Below are 16,970 nucleotides of genomic sequence, written 5' to 3' on the forward strand. Positions count from 1 at the left end.
AAGTAGGGTAATTACGCTTTCGCGAAAGCATAAAAAAGCACACTTACAAACAGTTATCTTAAAACATCTTAACTCTACACTTGTAGAATTAAAATATTATTCTACATTTGTAGAGTACATTCTAACACTGTAGAACATTATGGCACTATCCACTTCTGAAGAACAGCTTATGCAAATGCTCTGGAACCAGGAAAAGGCTTTTATGAAAGATCTCATAGAGGCATATCCAGACCCAAAGCCAGCGACCACAACAATCGCAACGCTACTTAAGCGTATGCAAGACAAGAAGTTTGTAGATTATAAACAGTACGGCCGTTCTAGGGAATACTTTCCTCTTGTAAAGAAGACAGATTACTTCTCAAAACACGTAAATGGGCTGATTAAAAATTTCTTTAATGATAGCGCTGGGCAGTTTGCTTCATTCTTTACCCGTGAGACAGATCTCTCACAGCAAGAACTAGAGGAGTTAAAACAAATCATAGATAACCAACTTAAAGCCAAAAAGAAATGATACTCATCTATCTCTTAAAAAGCGCTTTATGCTTGGGCATCTTGTTTGGGTTTTATAAGCTAGCGCTAGAAGGAAAAGCGATGCACCACTTTAAAAGGTTTTTCCTCCTATCAAGTCTTGTATTTTCATTTACCATACCGCTTATCACCTTTACATACCAAGCAGCAAAAGCATCACAGATTACTCCAATATTTCAAGAATATGTTGAGACAGTTTCTGCTCCCGTTCAGGCTCCTCAAGTTACTGGTGTAGATTACACAAGCACTGTTATCTGGGGAATATACCTTCTAGGGGTATTCATTTTTGGAACTCGTTTTATTGTAAATCTTGTGCGCTTAAAGAGAAAGATACATCAGGCAGAGCTTCACCCATCATCACACTTTACGCTTGCTTTACTCGAGCAAGTGATGGCACCACACTCTTTTCTTAAGTGGGTTTTTGTAAACAGACAATCATACATACATAAGGAAATAGCTCCAGAAGTACTTGCTCACGAGGCAACTCACGTGCGCCAAAAGCACTCCTTAGATATTATTGCCATAGAATTTATACAGGTTATTTTCTGGTTTAATCCGCTGGTGTGGCTTTATAAAAGTTCTATAAAATTAAATCACGAATTTCTAGCAGATCAAGGTGCCATAGCTACTGATAGTAATATTGCTATATATCAAAATATACTCTTAAGTTATGCAAGCAGTGCTCATCACACTGCGCTCGAGAGTCCTTTTAATTATTCATTAACAAAAAAACGAATCATTATGTTATCACAATCATTTAGTCGCAAAAAGGTAGTGCTGCGCGCATTGCTACTCATTCCTGTAGTTGCAATTTGCCTACTATTCTTTAATCAAGGAATCATTGCTCAAGAAGCACCTAAAAATCAAAAAACACCTCAAACTTCAACCTACACCTCACAATTCATAGATGGAGCAGAACGCAATGGAAGAAATGCACTCGTTATTGAAGTGAAAAATGACAGTATTTATGTAAATGGACAATATAGTCCGCTTGATACTTTTCGCGAAAGCATAAATAACATCACCGCACAGTGGACAAAAGAAGAATTCGCAGCGCCTGTGAGATCTATGATTTTCGAGGGCAATACAGAAGCTTTCATCAATAAAGCAGAAGCTGTTTTTAGACAAACACAACTGTATAAAGCAAATAACAACTTACAACTTATCCCACCACCGCCACCAGCACCTAGAGGAGAGCTTCCTCCGCCACCACCACCGCCATCTCCAGAAGAACATTTACTTAAAATGAACAAACTGGGCAGCCTTTTTATCTATGACGGCAAGGAAGTGACTTATGAAGAAGCTATACGCCTTGCAAAAAGTGGTGTAACAGAAATTAAAACACCGTATCCATACAGCAATCCACCCAAAACTTTTATAGGAAGTACAGAGCCAATTAAACCTAAAGTAGGTAAAAAAGTAGGTGCCACCCACTCAAGCCAAAAAGGGCGGGAATACGTTTTTAAAGATCCTAATACGTACCAGACTATTTATCAAGAAGTCATAGATCCAGCTAGCAGTGTATCGCAAGAGTCGTACCCTAAGAGTGTTGGTTTTACAGTAAGTACAATAGACGAGGTATCAGAAAAAATACAATTTACCGAGACAGCAGATAAAGAACTCGCTTCATTTTTAGAAGAAAATAATATTGACAATAAGGATGTTACTCATATTAGTACTAGTTACAGCAAACCAAACAAATCAACACGCGTAATGCAACGAACTAGTCACATTAAAACTAAAGTAGTTGGAGAACAAGACGCTATTTCAACTCAAAAAAGCAACCATTTCGAAGTGAATGCAAGTTATGATGAAAATGGTTCTTTATCAAAAAACATCGAAGAGCACGCCCTAAATGGCGGTACTTTTGAGTTTAAAGGGAAAGAAATTACTAAAGAGCAAGCATTACAAAAGATAAAAGAAAAAAACACTTCTACTCAGACATCATCACTTCATAACAAAATGATTATAATCAAAGATTTTTTTACTAGTAATGCAAATTATTACTTGAATGATAAACTACTATCTGAAGATGAATTCAACCAATTAGATGCTAGTTATAAATCAGTACTTATATCAAGAGGTTCCGAAAAGAAGAAACCGTCTTTCAAATTTGTGAAAATCAAAGAATAATTACAAGCTATACTTCACACAGCTTATTTCTTAAAACAAAGCCAATAGCAAAGCCATTCATATAGATATATGTAGCTTTGCGGCAATGGATTATAAAAAGGAATTAAGCTGTTTTTTTTACGACTACTTCGTAGTCTGGGGAATATCTGATGATGTTGCTAAATATCTGAATGCTCTCGTTTTAGGTGTTCTCCTTGTTATTTTAGTTTTATTGGTTGACAGGCTTTTTCGCAAGGTATTGAGGACCATCGCTTACCGCTTTTCAAAAGGGTCAAAAACTAATTTTGATGATCTTCTTATTGAAAATAGAGTTCCTCGCAGGTTAGCTCATATTTTACCGCTCTATCTCATGTTAGGCTTTATGCCTATCGTTTTAGGCGACTTTCCAGAGATCCAACGTTTATTTTCTATACTACTTACCCTCGTAGGTATTATACTTGCCTTGCGTATTATACGTGCGTTTCTGCATACTTTACGAGATTATTTTAAAACCGTTCCCGGTCTTAGGGATAAGCCTATAGATAGTTACATTCAAGTCTTCATGATTATCGCATGGATTCTTATGATTTTCTATGCCATAAGTTTACTTACAGATGTTTCTATAGGTGCTGCCTTAGGAACTTTTGGAGCGGCATCTGCTATTATTCTCCTTATTTTTAAGGATACCATTCTTGGTTTTGTAGCTAGTATTCAGGTTGCCATTAATGATATGGTGCGCATAGGTGACTGGATTACTTTTGAAAAATTTGGCGCAGATGGTGATGTGATTGAAATCAATCTTTCTACTGTAAAAGTGCAAAACTTTGACATGACCATTACTACAATTCCTACCTACTCTCTGATTTCAGATTCTTTTAAGAACTGGAGAGGGATGACAGATAGCCCTGGACGTCGTATCAAAAGGTCGTTATTAATCAAACAGGATAGTATCAAATTTTTATCTAACGATGATATAGAGAGACTCAAAAAGATTGGCCTCGTATCTAGTTACTTGATTAATATGCAAGGCAAACTAGACAGACTCAATGCAGATGATGATATTGATCGCTCTTTACAAATAAACGGTGTAAACCTTACTAATATAGGGCTCTTCCGTAAGTACATGGAAACTTATATCCAAAATCACAGCGCTATTAACAAGGAGATGCTTCTTATGTGTCGCCAACTTGCACCTACCGCTCAGGGTGTTCCTCTTGAGGTGTACTGTTTTAGCAAAGATAAAAAGTGGGAAAATTATGAGTACATCATGGCAGATCTCTTTGATCATTTCCTAGCTGCCGTATCTTACTTTGATTTGGAATTATTTGAATACCCAAGTGGTGACAATTCTCCAAAATTTATTGACTCTTCAGATTTTGAGTAGGTACGCTTTCGCGAAAGCGTAAAAGAATTAAACTGCAACATTTTACAATTTATACAGTCTCTATATCATAGAGACTGGCAACCGCGTGCGCTACCCTAAAAATTAACACATACGAAAAGTTGCCAAAGCATCGTTCTATACACCACACACATCATCAATCATCTTGCTGGACCTCAATCACCCAGCGACTACTAAATAAACGAACCGTACTATGATTCAATCTTTCTTTATCCTCTGCTCTGGAGCAGATCGTGACGTGCTAGATACCTGCTCTCGTGGAGAAAAAAATAAATATGCAGGTATAGGTGCTACTGTATTTTTTACAGCAGTACTTGCAACCATCGCAGCAACCTATGCGCTTTTTACCGTTTTTGATAATGTGTATAGAGCCATACTTTTTGGCTTATTGTGGGGACTAGTTATTTTTAATCTTGATCGGTTTATTGTCTCCACACTTAAGAAACGCGACCAGTGGTGGAAAGAATTTGGGATGTCAATACCTAGACTTATTCTTGCGGTCATTATCGCTGTAGTAATCTCAAAACCACTGGAACTTAAAATCTTTGAAAAAGAAATAGACCGCGTGATGCTCAGTCAAAAAAATGAGTTTACCGTTCAAAATCAAGGAGAGATACTCGCGCAGTACACCCCAGAAATCAATAAACTGGATGACCAAATAGCTGCCGCAAAACAAGAAATCGCTACCAAAGAGACAGAAGTAAATAACCTATATGAAATCTACATAGACGAGGCAGAAGGCACTGCTGGGACAGAACTTCTAGGCAAAGGACCCGTATATCAAGAAAAACGTGATAAACACGACGCTGCGCTTGCGGAGCTCGCTCTTCTTAAAACCACTAATGCAGAAAAAATAGCTCAAGCCGAAGTGCAAAAAATACAACTGCGCGATGAGTTCAACACTGCTGTAAGCACTAGTCAACCTATCATTAATAACTTTGACGGACTAATGGCCCGCATAGACGCGATGAAAGAATTACCGTGGTTACCCTCGCTATTTATTTTCTTACTCTTTCTTGCGATAGAGACAGCTCCCATATTTTCTAAGCTCATCTCGCCTATGGGTGAGTATGATATAAAGCTTGCAGACCACGAGCTTACCATAAAAGAATGGAGCGCACAAAAAGCCTTACAACGTAAGATACTTACAGAGACAGATCACATTGTAAATGATCGCGTGTATACAGACATCGCTCAAGATGAAGAGCTATACAACTACAAGAAAAAAATGGCTAAAGAAATTATGAAACGCCAGCAGGATGCCTTTTACAGGCGGCAAACTAAAATTTTGGGATAATAAATTTGATTCTTCTTCCTAAGATGAATTTTAGGTAGAATCTTTAGAAATGTGAGTGGCTAAAAGGTAAAGCGCATCTGTACATCGATCTCTTCTTCTTTTACAGCCTTTTCTGCATCCTTCTTTTTACGGTCTTCGGTATTGAGATTAGACAGTGAGATTCCTAAAAGGCGCACGCTATTTTTCATTTTCTCTTGATAAAGCAAATCCTTTGCAGTTTCTAAAATAATTTCCTTTGACCGCACATAGAGCTCTAGTGTTTTAGACCGAGTTTGTAATGTAAAGTCTGAGTACTTTATTTTTAGGGTAATAGTCTTCCCTGCGACTTGACTTTTAGCGAGACGCTTCTCTACCTCTTCTGCAATAAGATCTAATTTTTCGAGCATAAAAATCTCCGAAGTGATGTTTTCAGAAAAGGTACGCTCGGCGGCTAGTGACTTTCTAATACGGTTAGGTCTCACCTCACTATACTGGATTCCACGCACGATATCGTAATAATAAGCACCACTCTTCCCGAAGTTTTCAGAGAGATATTCCTTAGATTTCATCTTCATATCCATGCCTGTAAAGATGCCATGTAAGTACATCTTCTCGGCAGTCTTCTTACCTATACCGTAAAATTTTCTAATATCTAATTTCTCAAGAAACTCAATAACTTCCTCTGGCGGGATTGTCTTTTGGCCGTTAGGCTTATTAATATCGCTGGCAACCTTGGCAATAAACTTATTGATGCTTATTCCAGCACTCGCATCTAGTCCTGTTTTTTCTTTAATGCGTTGTCGTATCCACGAGGCAATAACAGTTGCGCTAGGCATTCCTATTTTATTTTCGGTAACATCTAGGTAGGCTTCATCAAGAGATAGTGGCTCTACAAGATCAGTAAACTCATAAAAAACCTCTCGTATCTGTGCCGAAATTTCTTTGTACCTGTCAAAATTGGTCTTCACAAAGATGAGCTCGGGACACAGTTTTCGCGCAAGCGCACCCGCCATAGCAGACCGCACGCCATACTTACGAGCCTCATAACTCGCTGCACTCACCACGCCACGCTCTCCACCGCCACCTACAGCAATAGCTTTACCTCGTAAATCCGGGTTATCCAGCTGCTCTACAGATGCATAAAATGCATCCATATCTACGTGAATTATCTTTTTTATAGGCAGCTCAGACATTGTATGCAAGTTACAAAGTACTCAGAAGGTTTTGTACTATAAATCGTAACTTTGAGTATGTCTAAAACAGCAATCATACTCGGCGCCACAGGTCTTACTGGCGAACTTTTAACAGAGTTACTCATAAAAGACCCAGCATTTTCTAATGTAAAAATCTTTACAAGGCGGCCTACCCCTTTTACACACGAAAAGGTAGAAGAGATTATCTGTGACTTGCTAGATACAAATACCTTCAAGAAGCAATTTACAGGCGATGTCGTTTATTGTTGCATAGGCACCACAAAAGCTCAAACGCCAGATAGAGATAAGTATCGCGCTATAGACTACGGCATTCCTATTCACACTGCCGAGCTAGCAAAACAAAATGGGATAGCAAGTTATATGGTTATTTCTTCGGCGGGAACTTCCGCTAAGAGTCCGTTTTTCTATGTGCGCACAAAAGGTGAAATGGAGCGCGACTTGAGTAAGGTAGGAATTGAGAACACCTACATTCTTAAACCTGCTTTTATAAACGGCCGCCCAGATGACGCCCGAAAAGGCGAGAAAGCGCTCAAAATGATGATGGCCGTTATGGACTTCTTTATGGTAGGACCTCTCAAAAAGTGGAAGTCTACACAAGCAAAAGATATTGCTAGAGCAATGGCACAACTTGCAAAACAAACAGTAACCCACACAAACATCACAAATATTGAGATTAAAGAACTAAGCAGTGCCTATAGAGTTTAATCATATCACAATTCCGTCTCGAGACCTTGAAGCTGCAATTGCGTTTTATACAGGCATTGGTATGGAACTTATTGAACACGAGCCTCAGCATCACGCACATTTTGAAAACAAGGAACACGAAGTCATTTTTACAGCTTATTTTAATCCCAAGCTTCCAGTACAACCCGTAACCGTTTACTTTGAAACAGACAGTATTGAGAGGTTTGAATTACGCTTTCGCGAAAGCGTACTCATCCCCACCATATACAGAGACTGGGGTGGCAAGGACTTAACACTACGAGATCCCGATGGGAATAATGTGGTGCTTTACCAAAAGGATACACCTACCACCGTAACTCCTTGGCAAAAATAAACGCTATGAACCTCAACCAAATCACCGTACCGTCACTAGATCTTGTAACTTCCATTGCTTTTTATGAGCAACTGGGAATGCGCCTTATTGTAAAAGCCTTGCCACATTATGCACGTTTTGAATGCCCCGAAGGAGATGCTACATTTTCTATACATATTGTAGATGAGCTACCTACAGGTGCTGGGGTAACGGTATATTTTGAAACAGAGCGTTTAGATCAAGAAGTGGCACGATTACAAGGGGAGAATGTTACTTTTGACCTATTGCCCACAGACCAGTCGTGGTTGTGGCGAGAGGCAAGACTTAAGGATCCAGATGGGAATCAAATTATTCTTTACTACGCTGGTGATAATCGCAAAAACCCGCCGTGGCGCGTTAACTAAAGGCTAGATATAACAGCAACATTATGTTAGAAATAGAACGAAAATTCCTAGTAACCTCAGCAGCTTTTAAAGAAGTTGCTCAAAAGGCAACTCGCATTACTCAAGGATATCTAAGTACAGATCCTGAGCGAACTGTAAGAGTGCGCATTAAAGGCGAGAAAGGCTTTCTTACCATTAAAGGAAAATCAAACGATAGCGGTACTACGCGTGTAGAAGTAGAAGAAGAAATCGCAGTAGACAAGGCGCAAATGCTTCTATCACTATGTCTTCCCGGAGTTATAGATAAAACACGTTACGAGTATACCGTAGGTAATCACACCTGGGAAATAGATGAATTTTATGGAGAAAACGAAGGACTCACCGTTGCCGAAATCGAACTTAACTCTGAAAAAGAAGATTTTACAACACCAGAATGGATAGGTCAAGAAGTGACTGGAGATAACAAGTATTATAACTCGCAGCTATCTAAGAATCCTTTTAAGGATTGGTAATATGAAAATTACATTCACTTTCTTAGCACTCGTACTACTATTAAGTTGTCAATCTAAGGTTGAGACAAACACTAGCACAGTCGCAGCTTCACCTACTAAAGCACAACAAATTGCAGATCTTAAAGCCAATGGTTTTGAGATATTCGATTATTACGATAATGATATTCAGGACACGATAATTATGCAAAAGTACTTTTTAGCTTTTCTCAATACAGGACCTAATAGATCACAGGATGAGGAAGAAGCTACAAAGATTCAGAAAGGACACCGCGCACATCTAGGTCGTATGTACGAGTTAGGCTATGCGGATATATCTGGACCTCTAGAAGATAGCTTAGGGGTGACCCAAGGAATTACAATTTACAATGTCCCAAATCTTGCTACAGCAGATAGTCTAGTACGCTTAGATCCCGCAGTACAAAGTGGCCGACTGGTAGTAGATATAAAACCGCTTTGGGCTGGAAAAGGCTTTGCTTTGAGATAAACATTACCCTCTAGAAATCTCAATTTGCTTCTTGATTTCATTACCCTGAGCATCTACTACGGTGAGTGTATAATTTCCTACTTCTGGTGCAATGGCTAGTTCATGAAAAACTTCGGTACTGCCTATAAAGTTATTATCTAAATACCAGAAAAGCTTCGTCTCTGGATTGCGATGAGCTACTTTAAGCACCACATCATTTATTGCCGAATCAAAATTCTTAGGTAAAATAACGCCTTCATTATTTTTGGGATATATAAAAACCATGGGTTGCTCTCCTGAGAATCCGCAATTGGGGAGGTAAGGTGGTAACTCTTTGTAATCTGGATACTTTCCTGAATAATAAAAAGCTAACGAGGCCGGTAACGCAAAGTAATTTTTAGACTTCATTTTATCTAGTTCATAACAATCAGAATTAACGCGATAGGTCTCACTATGATCTACATATACCTGTTTATGATATGGACAGGCAGCACTATGCTCTCCAGCAACAGGAGCCAGAATACTTTCTGTAAGCGGGCAATAGACGCTCGCTTTCATTCCGCTTTTTGTGCATACATTTATTTCGTCAAGGGCGTCATAAGGCGTGTCAAACCAATTAGCACTCATGGGTAAGCTACGAAGTATATCAAAAAATAAAGGCGCGGCTGCTTGAATACCGGTGATACCTGGCCTGCCTTCTCCATCTGCATTCCCTACCCAAACACCTATTGCATATTGAGGTGTAACTCCAACTGCCCATGCATCTTTAAAGCCAAAACTTGTCCCTGTTTTCCAAGCTATGGGCTGCGCATCTTCATAAAACTGCCAGTTCTCCTCACCATTAGGCCTATTTACCGTACGCAATGTTTCTAACGTATTATATATTGCTCCTGCAGAAAAGACACTTGGCTCACTATGTAAACTCTCCTCGTTCTTATCACAGGTAGCACAACGCTTGCGCAACGTGTAATCCTCAAATGAAGACGCCGAGTACTCACTACTCGACTTATTAAATGTATGCAGTGTGTTTGCCATTCCTGCATAGGTTTTTGTCAATTCAAACAGGCTACTCTCTGCTCCACCTAGTATCATAGCCAGTCCATAATGAGAAGCCGGTTTATTAATTCCGCCCAGGTTCATTTCCTTAAGATTTCCATAGAATTTATCGAGACCGTATTGTCGTAACAAACGCACAGCAGGAACATTAAGCGATCGAGCCAAAGCAACATCTGCAGCTACTGCGCCACTGTATTCATTATTAAAATTTTGTGGTTGGTAATTATTAATACTCGTGGGAATATCTGCCACTAGGGTTTTAGGCAATAGCATGCCTTCGTCTAGCATTCCGGCATATAAAAAAGGTTTCAGCGTGCTTCCTATGCTTCGTGACTTTGTTACTATATCAACATCCTTTTGATGCGCAGCATCTGTAGGTGCGTTTCCCACATAACCCACTACTTCCTTAGTGTTTACATCTATTACAACCATGGCAAGGTTGTAAATCTCATTCTGCTTTAACTGTCCATAATGCTCTTTTGCCAGTCTATTTAATGAGCGTTGCAATGGTGCTTTTATAGTAGTCTGGATGCGCTTTCCTTCAGATTCTTGTTTTATTCGCTCTACCAGATGTGGTGCTAGTTGTGGTAATGGATAGGGTTTTCCTGGGAGTTTTTCAAGGAGTGACAACTCATAGGTTGTCTTATCTATTTCTCCAGTTTTCCAGAGTTTTTTAAGGAGCTCATTACGCTTTCGCGAAAGCGTTACCTCATTTTTACCCGGTCGCACCATACTAGGATTGTTAGGCAACACAGCTAGTGCAGCCATCTGCCCCCAACTTAACTGTCCTGCAGGCAGTCCAAAATATCGCCAAGCGGCAGTCTCTAATCCTACCACATTACCCCCGAAAGGTGCGTAGGTCGCATACATATTAAGAATCTCCTCTTTAGCATATCCAGCTTCGAGCCTTGTTGCCTTTATAAGTTCGACTAGCTTTTCCATGTAAGAACGTTCTGTTCCTTTTCTAGAAAGTCTAATTACTTGTTGTGTAATGGTACTGCCACCACGACGCTTATCTGTTGTGATATTTCCCCAGATAGCCTTCCCCATAGCCACGGGATTAAACCCGGGATGCGTATAAAAATACTCATCTTCAAAAAGAAGAATACACTTCTCAAACTTTACAGGAACACTGTCTAGCGCAGGAAAACGCCACTGCCCATCACCCGCAATACGCGCACCCAGCAACTCACCTTCTGCACTCTCCACCACTGTCGCGTGCGGATCTTCAAACAATGGTGAAGGCAAAGAGAACAACCAATACATAAAAAATCCCGCCAATATAATGAGCTTGACTTTATGAGATTTTAAAAACTGTATGATGGATGTTCTGGTCATTACTATTTCTCAATCGATACCCAATTACCTTTGTTTCTTGCATAATATTTTGAATCATACATTGCTTCTACCTGAGTGCCCGGCAAGTAATACCTACCTAAGTAACTTGCATTGAGACGCACTGTAAACGTTTTTGTGCTGGATTTACTCATATCAAAATAAAAGTTGACTCTATCATCTCTTATATCTGTATAGCGTGCGCTACCTTCTATACCGCCTTGTGCATCTGTAAAGCGTGTATTTACAATTTCCCACCCGCTTGGAAAGATTTGTGTGAGTGCGATATTATCTACATAGTCGCGACTGTTATTACTTACTGTAATTTTTGCAGTAAACTCCTCTCCTTGACGTAGCTTATTAACCGCAATAGGATTTCCTGATCCATCTACAAAGGTGGTGTTTACTCGCAGATTTTTACTATCTGTGAGCTCTTTACCTAGGGGTAATTTTCCACTCTGTACTAAGCGCACAAACACAGTATTTTCTTTCTGATTTTTAAGTGTGATGCTATTCTTACCATCTTGTGTCTTGAGATCTCTGAGCGCTATGGCTTGTGGCGTGTTTATCACCACTTCCTTATCATTTTTCATCATAGACAACTGCATGGCTTTACCTCCGTTTTTAGTCACCATTTTTGCCATAGCTAGTAACGCATAACTTGTTTCTTGCGTACTCAACCATCTATCTGACGCTAGCGTTTTGGCAATTGATATCGCCAATTCTTTTTGCTTAGCATCATTCATAACCACCATTGTTTCTAGTGCCATCGCTCTGTTACGATATACAGAACCATAGGTGTGGTAGTCATAATTTTTGGGCGTAAAATCAATATTTGCCGTTACTGTTAGTTCGCGAGCTACTTTCTCCTGCCCCACAAGAGCATAGGCTCCTGCTAGTCTCCATTTGCTCTCGTTTGATAGGTTTCCGTTTTCGCGCAAGCGGTTCATTGCAGCAAGATCTGGCTGTCCAGCTAGAGCAAGTGTATATAAACGATACGCTTGTATTAAGGTGGCATTATAGGCGTATTGCCCTGATCTCCACTCGCGAGCTGCCTTTTTCTGAAAACGCAACCAATTACTCATAAAGGTGAGTGGTAGTGCATACCCCTTCTTTTGAGCTTCTATCATAAAATGACCTGCGTAACTTGTACCCCAGTCATCTGCTTGAGATTCTCCTTGCCAGTAACCGAGGCCTCCATCTGCATTCTGGAATCTTCCTAAACGGGTAATTCCGTTTTTGATATGTTCTTGTGACTCGGCTTTTTGCTCATAAGTCAGATCAAAAATATCACTCAAGAACAATTGCGGAAATACGCCAGATGTAGTTTGCTCTACACAACCGTGTGGATAGCGTATCAAATATTGCATACGCTTTGTAAAATCCATAGGTGGTAATGTAGAAAACTCCAAAGCGCTTTCATTAGTCCCTGCCACACCATACGTCTCATAATCAATAGTAAGGTTACTGCTAGAGTCTAGTTCGTAATCGGTTACTTGTTGCGTGATAGGGTTTGGGTTTTCTACGTCTATTTCTACTTCATATGTTGCACGCTCTCCGTGACCTTCTACAATAATCTGTATGGTTTGCACTCCTGTTGCAGCTTGCATATCAAACTCAAACGGCACTATTTTTTCTCTCTCCCGATAGCTATCGGGATGCGTGAAATTTACCGTTTTCACATTTCCGTCAGACGCTTTAAAAGCTTCAGAAGTTTTTATCGTAATCTTAGCTTGCTTGATTTTACTTTCCATGGCAAACACGGTAACGGGTAAGGTCACGTGTTCTCCCGGAGATAACTTTCGCGGAAGCGAACCTAAAACCATAAGCGGTTTACGCACAGCCACCGTTTTGTCTGATTTACCGTAAGCACTTTTTGTGGCATCTCCAGCAATCACCATCGCACGTACAGAGCCTACATAATTTGACATTTTTATAGTGTGTGATTTCGTTTCATTTTCGCTTAAAGCGAAAGGACCTAAGAAGGTAACAACAGGTTTAAAACGTTCTGCTTTTCGGTTTTTGGCAGCACTTCCTGCATCACCTCCACCTATTGCATAAATATTATCTACACTACCCGAGTATGCACCGATTACGTAATCATACATATCGAACGACTTCACACCAAGCGCTTCCCTACTGTAAAAATGCTTGTGGATTTCTGGTGTTTGAAATCTCGTAAGATCTAGCAAACCGTCATCTACCACAGCAACGGTATAAGTCATTGCTTTACTATTTTTCTCACTTACCTTTATCGTATAATTCTCTTCTGGTTTGAGAACATCTGGCATGGATATTTGTGGTTGCAATACCGTATTAATATCCTCCACAAGCAACGGAATCACACCATATAACCTGATAGGCAAATCATTTGCCGACTGTTCATGAGGTTGCAATAATGCAATATTTACATACACATTAGGCGCCATCTCTGAGGTAACAGGAATACGTACTTCCGTTTCTCCTTTGACTGCATCTACCCAGTACGTTTCTAGTATGCTCGTACCATTTTCAATACTTACAAGCGCTCTTCCTGCCGATGATGACGGGAATTTAATAATGGCTTTTTCTCCCACATTATACTTCTCTTTATCTGCAGAGAATACGAGCATCTTTGCACTCTCTGGATCACTTTGTAAACCACTCCAGTTTCTATAGAAATATGCGATGCGTCCAGTGGCGTGACCACTCTCTGGGTCTAGAATTCTAATGAGATAACGACCGCTTTCTTTTTCTGGAATATTTACATTAAAACTCGTTTTCCCATTTGCTCCAGAAGTAACCGTGAAGTTCTGTACGGGCGTGTGCACAGTGCCTGTCTCGTAGCTTGAGTAATTATCATTATTACGATTCCACCACCAGCGCCATTCCATTTTAAAGACTTTTACTTCCAGCTTACGATTGCCCGCTGGATTCCCTTGTGCATCTGTAGTTGCGAGGTCAAATGTTGTATTCTCATCTGTATAGTAGCTGCCATAGGCTCTACTTTCTGGTGAACGTAAGCCTACAAAATGCTCAAAAGGCGACACATCTTTACTTATAACATCTAGTGAAAAATCACCACCACCTTCATATGCCTTTGTCACAAACGTAGCTTTAAGCATTCCTGGGGCGCGCTTACTGAGTTCTAGTTTCTTATTGATGTTAGTACTTCCTTCATTATCCAGTGTACCATCTAGCACATTAATCTCAACCTCATCAAAACGACGGATAGGATCATAAAAATTATATTTAGGGAACTTCTTGAAACCACTATTTGAACTGCGGATGGTAGCGTCACTTACAATTTTGAGATTGCGTGCTGGTGCTCCGTGAAGCCATTTTACGGTTGCAGTACCTTCTATATTGCCACTTGCATCAAGTATCTCATCCTGAAACTCTAAGTTAACTTTGAGTCGGTTAGGCTTTATAGTTTCTACTTTAAGAGACTTATAAAATGTAGCTCCACCTACAGAGATGGTTGCATTATAATTTCCGGTAGGAGCCGTTTGTGTTGTAGGTACAGGGAAATGATAAAAATTATTTAAGGACTGTGCATCTGTATTTCCAGCGAGCACTTTTCTGTACATTAATTTGCCTCTAGCATCTGTTACTTCCAGTTTTACTGGATGATCCTTAGGCAGCGGATTTGCTTTATCATCTAGAGCAAAAGTTAAGTGAATGGTATCTCCAGGACGATGCACACCGCGTTCTAAATACGTAAATCCTTTTAGTCCTCTTTCTAGTTGGTTTCCAGAAATATCAAACTTACTCATAGACAAACTATGCCCATCTTCTAGTTTTAAATATGCATGATTGTTATCCTTTACTGCTACGGCAAAAACTGCATGACCATCAGGAGTTACTTTTGCAATACCTGTCGCATCTGTAGTCACCTTTGCTATTGCTTGCTTTTGATAATTATAAAGGGTGATTTTTGTATTTGCTTCTGGGGTAGTTGTAATAATATCTGCCGCTGCAAAGAGGTAAGAATTGTCTTTTCCTTTCTTAACTATAAGACCAAGATCAGAACCTAGCAGGTTACTATTTATAAACCTCCCTTCTTGATAATAAGCAGGGTGGCAAGGATTATCTTCTTGCTCCCAGTTATACACTTGCTTACGCCATCTATAAATGCGGTTATCCCAGTATTGCTCTTCTCTAGCATCCTCATCATCACTCTCTGCTTCTGTGTATGAGTCGTCATAGTAATCCCCATCATAATAATCATCATAGCTATCATCATCTACAGCGGTAAATGTATCATCTGTACATTCAAAGATTGCGTATGCTGGCTTATAACTTATCTCTATACGATATAGTGCTCCTGGATCTGCCTTAAATACCGTAGAGAGATCAATACCATGAGCTTTCCACTGCCCATTATCTAGGTCTTCTTTATTTGCTATTTGTATGGTTTTCTTTGCTATCCTGCGACCTACTCTTTTTAGGTTATAGGTGCTTGCATCATTGAGTTGTCCATCTTGTAAAAACTGTAACACATTGTTTTCAAAAATCTTAATGATCCTTACATCTACGTGGCTCAAGCTTGCGGCTTCAAAGTAAAAAGGAGTACTTGCGGAATTAGGTAAAATCACACCATTAGTTATTGCACGCACAGCAGGTTTTACCTGCTCAAAACTTACTGATTCTTGAAACTGCTCTTTAAGCCTATATCCATCTGTACTTTTAATTCCTTCAAAAACCTCAACCAGTGCATTTCCTACAATTTTAGTCTCTGGATATACAGTAAGTACGTTACCATTTACTTCAAAGCGAAGATTACCACCTTGCTGGATAGTTACCAGTCCGGCAAAGTTTTGCTTGTCTTGTATAGGGTCAGAAAAGTTAATTGCCAGTGAGGCATTTGCTCCTCTAGTTTGATCAATACCTATAATTTTAAAGTTATTACGACCAGGAATTTCTACGGTATTTTCTCCTTTAGTTTCTTTTGCTCCTATCTCTTTACCATTCCACGATACTTCAATTTTTGAGTCCTCTTCGGCTCTAGAGATACTGTCTATTCTAAAGGAATGAAATCTAGCATAAGCATCTTGGCTAAACCATTTGATAGATAATGCGTTTCCATTTTGTGTAGCATTTATGAGTTGTTGCGCTTTCGCGAAAGCGATATCATCACTCCCCTCTATCTGTCCTTCTAGATAGTTATATTCTTTACTATATGATTGTATTGCACGCAGGTTCACCTTAAAATCTGGCGTGATAGTCTTGAATGTAAATTGAAACTTCTCCATTCCAGACGCTAGATCATCGTAGAGTTTATCTAACAATACAGTCACCACATACTCCACATTTGCCTCTAGTGGTTCACTAGGCACAAACTCTAGTAATCGCTGGTTGCGTATTGTTAGTTTACCTGAAACACTAGGGCTTATTTTAAGTATATCATCAGGTAATTCCTGATCTAATTCAAACTGAGTAAGCGCTTTTGCAAGTTCCACACGTATAGGATTCTTCACAGACTGTCTACCTTCTGTAGTGTACGAGATGTAATCCTTGTACTTAAATAAATTATCTGTAGGTGCTGGAGTTTTATCGCAAGAAATGGCAAATAAGAACAAGGTAATGACGGTGAGCAGATGGTTTTTACGCATTGATTGTGATGGTGTTAGGTGTCCAAAACTAAGGGTTACTTATTGATAAACAAACAAGT

Annotated in this window: 12 protein-coding genes; 9 read left to right on the forward strand and 3 right to left on the reverse strand. The window is 39.6% G+C overall.

Annotated elements, in window-relative coordinates:
- Positions 1-139: 139 nt before the first annotated feature.
- The 4 genes from DCS32_RS04790 to DCS32_RS04805 all read left to right on the forward strand — a co-directional run bounded on the left by DCS32_RS04790 (position 140) and on the right by DCS32_RS04805 (position 5,339).
- A complete protein-coding gene (locus tag DCS32_RS04790; protein ID WP_108877229.1) occupies positions 140-511 on the forward strand; it encodes a BlaI/MecI/CopY family transcriptional regulator in 372 nt (123 codons plus the stop codon).
- Positions 508-2,661 carry a M56 family metallopeptidase gene (locus DCS32_RS04795; protein WP_108877230.1) on the forward strand — a complete coding sequence of 718 codons (2,154 nt, stop codon included), beginning with the start codon at positions 508-510 and terminating at the stop codon, positions 2,659-2,661. Before DCS32_RS04790 ends, DCS32_RS04795 begins: the two co-directional genes overlap by 4 nt.
- Before the next feature lie 85 nt (positions 2,662-2,746).
- Positions 2,747-4,024 carry a mechanosensitive ion channel family protein gene (locus tag DCS32_RS04800; protein WP_108877231.1) on the forward strand — a complete coding sequence of 426 codons (1,278 nt, stop codon included), beginning with the start codon at positions 2,747-2,749 and terminating at the stop codon, positions 4,022-4,024.
- A gap of 211 nt (positions 4,025-4,235) precedes the next feature.
- Positions 4,236-5,339, forward strand: a complete 1,104-nt coding sequence (locus tag DCS32_RS04805; protein ID WP_108877232.1) for a DUF4407 domain-containing protein — start codon at positions 4,236-4,238, stop codon at positions 5,337-5,339.
- A 59-nt stretch (positions 5,340-5,398) separates the two neighbouring features.
- Here DCS32_RS04805 and dinB read toward each other — a convergent pair whose 3' ends face one another.
- The gene (gene dinB, locus DCS32_RS04810; protein WP_108877233.1) at positions 5,399-6,511 is read right to left on the reverse strand and encodes a DNA polymerase IV; all 1,113 of its coding nucleotides are present in this window, start codon (positions 6,509-6,511) and stop codon (positions 5,399-5,401) included.
- Positions 6,512-6,568: 57 nt separating this feature from the next.
- Between dinB and DCS32_RS04815 the strand changes: the two genes are divergently transcribed.
- Genes DCS32_RS04815 through DCS32_RS04835 form a run of 5 tightly spaced genes read left to right on the forward strand, consistent with a single transcriptional unit; the run spans position 6,569 to position 8,947 of the window.
- Positions 6,569-7,237: an NAD(P)H-binding protein gene (locus DCS32_RS04815; RefSeq protein WP_108877234.1), complete on the forward strand. Its 669-nt coding sequence runs from the start codon at positions 6,569-6,571 to the stop codon at positions 7,235-7,237.
- Positions 7,221-7,589 carry a VOC family protein gene (locus DCS32_RS04820; RefSeq protein WP_108877235.1) on the forward strand — a complete coding sequence of 123 codons (369 nt, stop codon included), beginning with the start codon at positions 7,221-7,223 and terminating at the stop codon, positions 7,587-7,589. Before DCS32_RS04815 ends, DCS32_RS04820 begins: the two co-directional genes overlap by 17 nt.
- Before the next feature lie 5 nt (positions 7,590-7,594).
- Complete coding sequence (locus DCS32_RS04825; protein WP_108877236.1) at positions 7,595-7,972, forward strand: VOC family protein; 378 nt, start codon at positions 7,595-7,597, stop codon at positions 7,970-7,972.
- A gap of 23 nt (positions 7,973-7,995) precedes the next feature.
- Positions 7,996-8,463, forward strand: coding sequence for a CYTH domain-containing protein (locus DCS32_RS04830; protein ID WP_204161800.1), 468 nt, complete (start codon positions 7,996-7,998; stop codon positions 8,461-8,463).
- 1 nt (position 8,464) lies between these two features.
- Complete coding sequence (locus tag DCS32_RS04835; protein ID WP_108877238.1) at positions 8,465-8,947, forward strand: YciI family protein; 483 nt, start codon at positions 8,465-8,467, stop codon at positions 8,945-8,947.
- Positions 8,948-8,950: 3 nt separating this feature from the next.
- On the opposite strand, the gene pbpC is transcribed toward DCS32_RS04835, so the two are convergent.
- Complete coding sequence (gene pbpC / locus DCS32_RS04840) at positions 8,951-11,320, reverse strand: penicillin-binding protein 1C (RefSeq protein WP_108877239.1); 2,370 nt, start codon at positions 11,318-11,320, stop codon at positions 8,951-8,953.
- Between the two features lie 2 nt (positions 11,321-11,322).
- A complete protein-coding gene (locus tag DCS32_RS04845; protein WP_108877240.1) occupies positions 11,323-16,911 on the reverse strand; it encodes an alpha-2-macroglobulin family protein in 5,589 nt (1,862 codons plus the stop codon).
- Between the last annotated feature and the right edge of the window lie 59 nt (positions 16,912-16,970).

Origin of the sequence: Dokdonia sp. Dokd-P16 (genome assembly GCF_003095655.1) — a bacterium.
Lineage (GTDB): Bacteria > Bacteroidota > Bacteroidia > Flavobacteriales > Flavobacteriaceae > Dokdonia.

Excerpts from the sequence above, each read along its gene's own strand:
- DCS32_RS04790 (WP_108877229.1), top strand. The coding sequence starts at position 140 with ATGGCACTATCCACTTCTGAAGAACAGCTTATGCAAATGCTCTGGAAC.
- DCS32_RS04795 (WP_108877230.1), top strand. The coding sequence starts at position 508 with ATGATACTCATCTATCTCTTAAAAAGCGCTTTATGCTTGGGCATCTTG.
- DCS32_RS04800 (WP_108877231.1), top strand. The coding sequence starts at position 2,747 with ATGGATTATAAAAAGGAATTAAGCTGTTTTTTTTACGACTACTTCGTA.
- DCS32_RS04805 (WP_108877232.1), top strand. The coding sequence starts at position 4,236 with ATGATTCAATCTTTCTTTATCCTCTGCTCTGGAGCAGATCGTGACGTG.
- dinB (WP_108877233.1), bottom strand. The coding sequence starts at position 6,511 with ATGTCTGAGCTGCCTATAAAAAAGATAATTCACGTAGATATGGATGCA.
- DCS32_RS04815 (WP_108877234.1), top strand. The coding sequence starts at position 6,569 with ATGTCTAAAACAGCAATCATACTCGGCGCCACAGGTCTTACTGGCGAA.
- DCS32_RS04825 (WP_108877236.1), top strand. The coding sequence starts at position 7,595 with ATGAACCTCAACCAAATCACCGTACCGTCACTAGATCTTGTAACTTCC.
- DCS32_RS04830 (WP_204161800.1), top strand. The coding sequence starts at position 7,996 with ATGTTAGAAATAGAACGAAAATTCCTAGTAACCTCAGCAGCTTTTAAA.
- DCS32_RS04835 (WP_108877238.1), top strand. The coding sequence starts at position 8,465 with ATGAAAATTACATTCACTTTCTTAGCACTCGTACTACTATTAAGTTGT.
- pbpC (WP_108877239.1), bottom strand. The coding sequence starts at position 11,320 with ATGACCAGAACATCCATCATACAGTTTTTAAAATCTCATAAAGTCAAG.
- DCS32_RS04845 (WP_108877240.1), bottom strand. The coding sequence starts at position 16,911 with ATGCGTAAAAACCATCTGCTCACCGTCATTACCTTGTTCTTATTTGCC.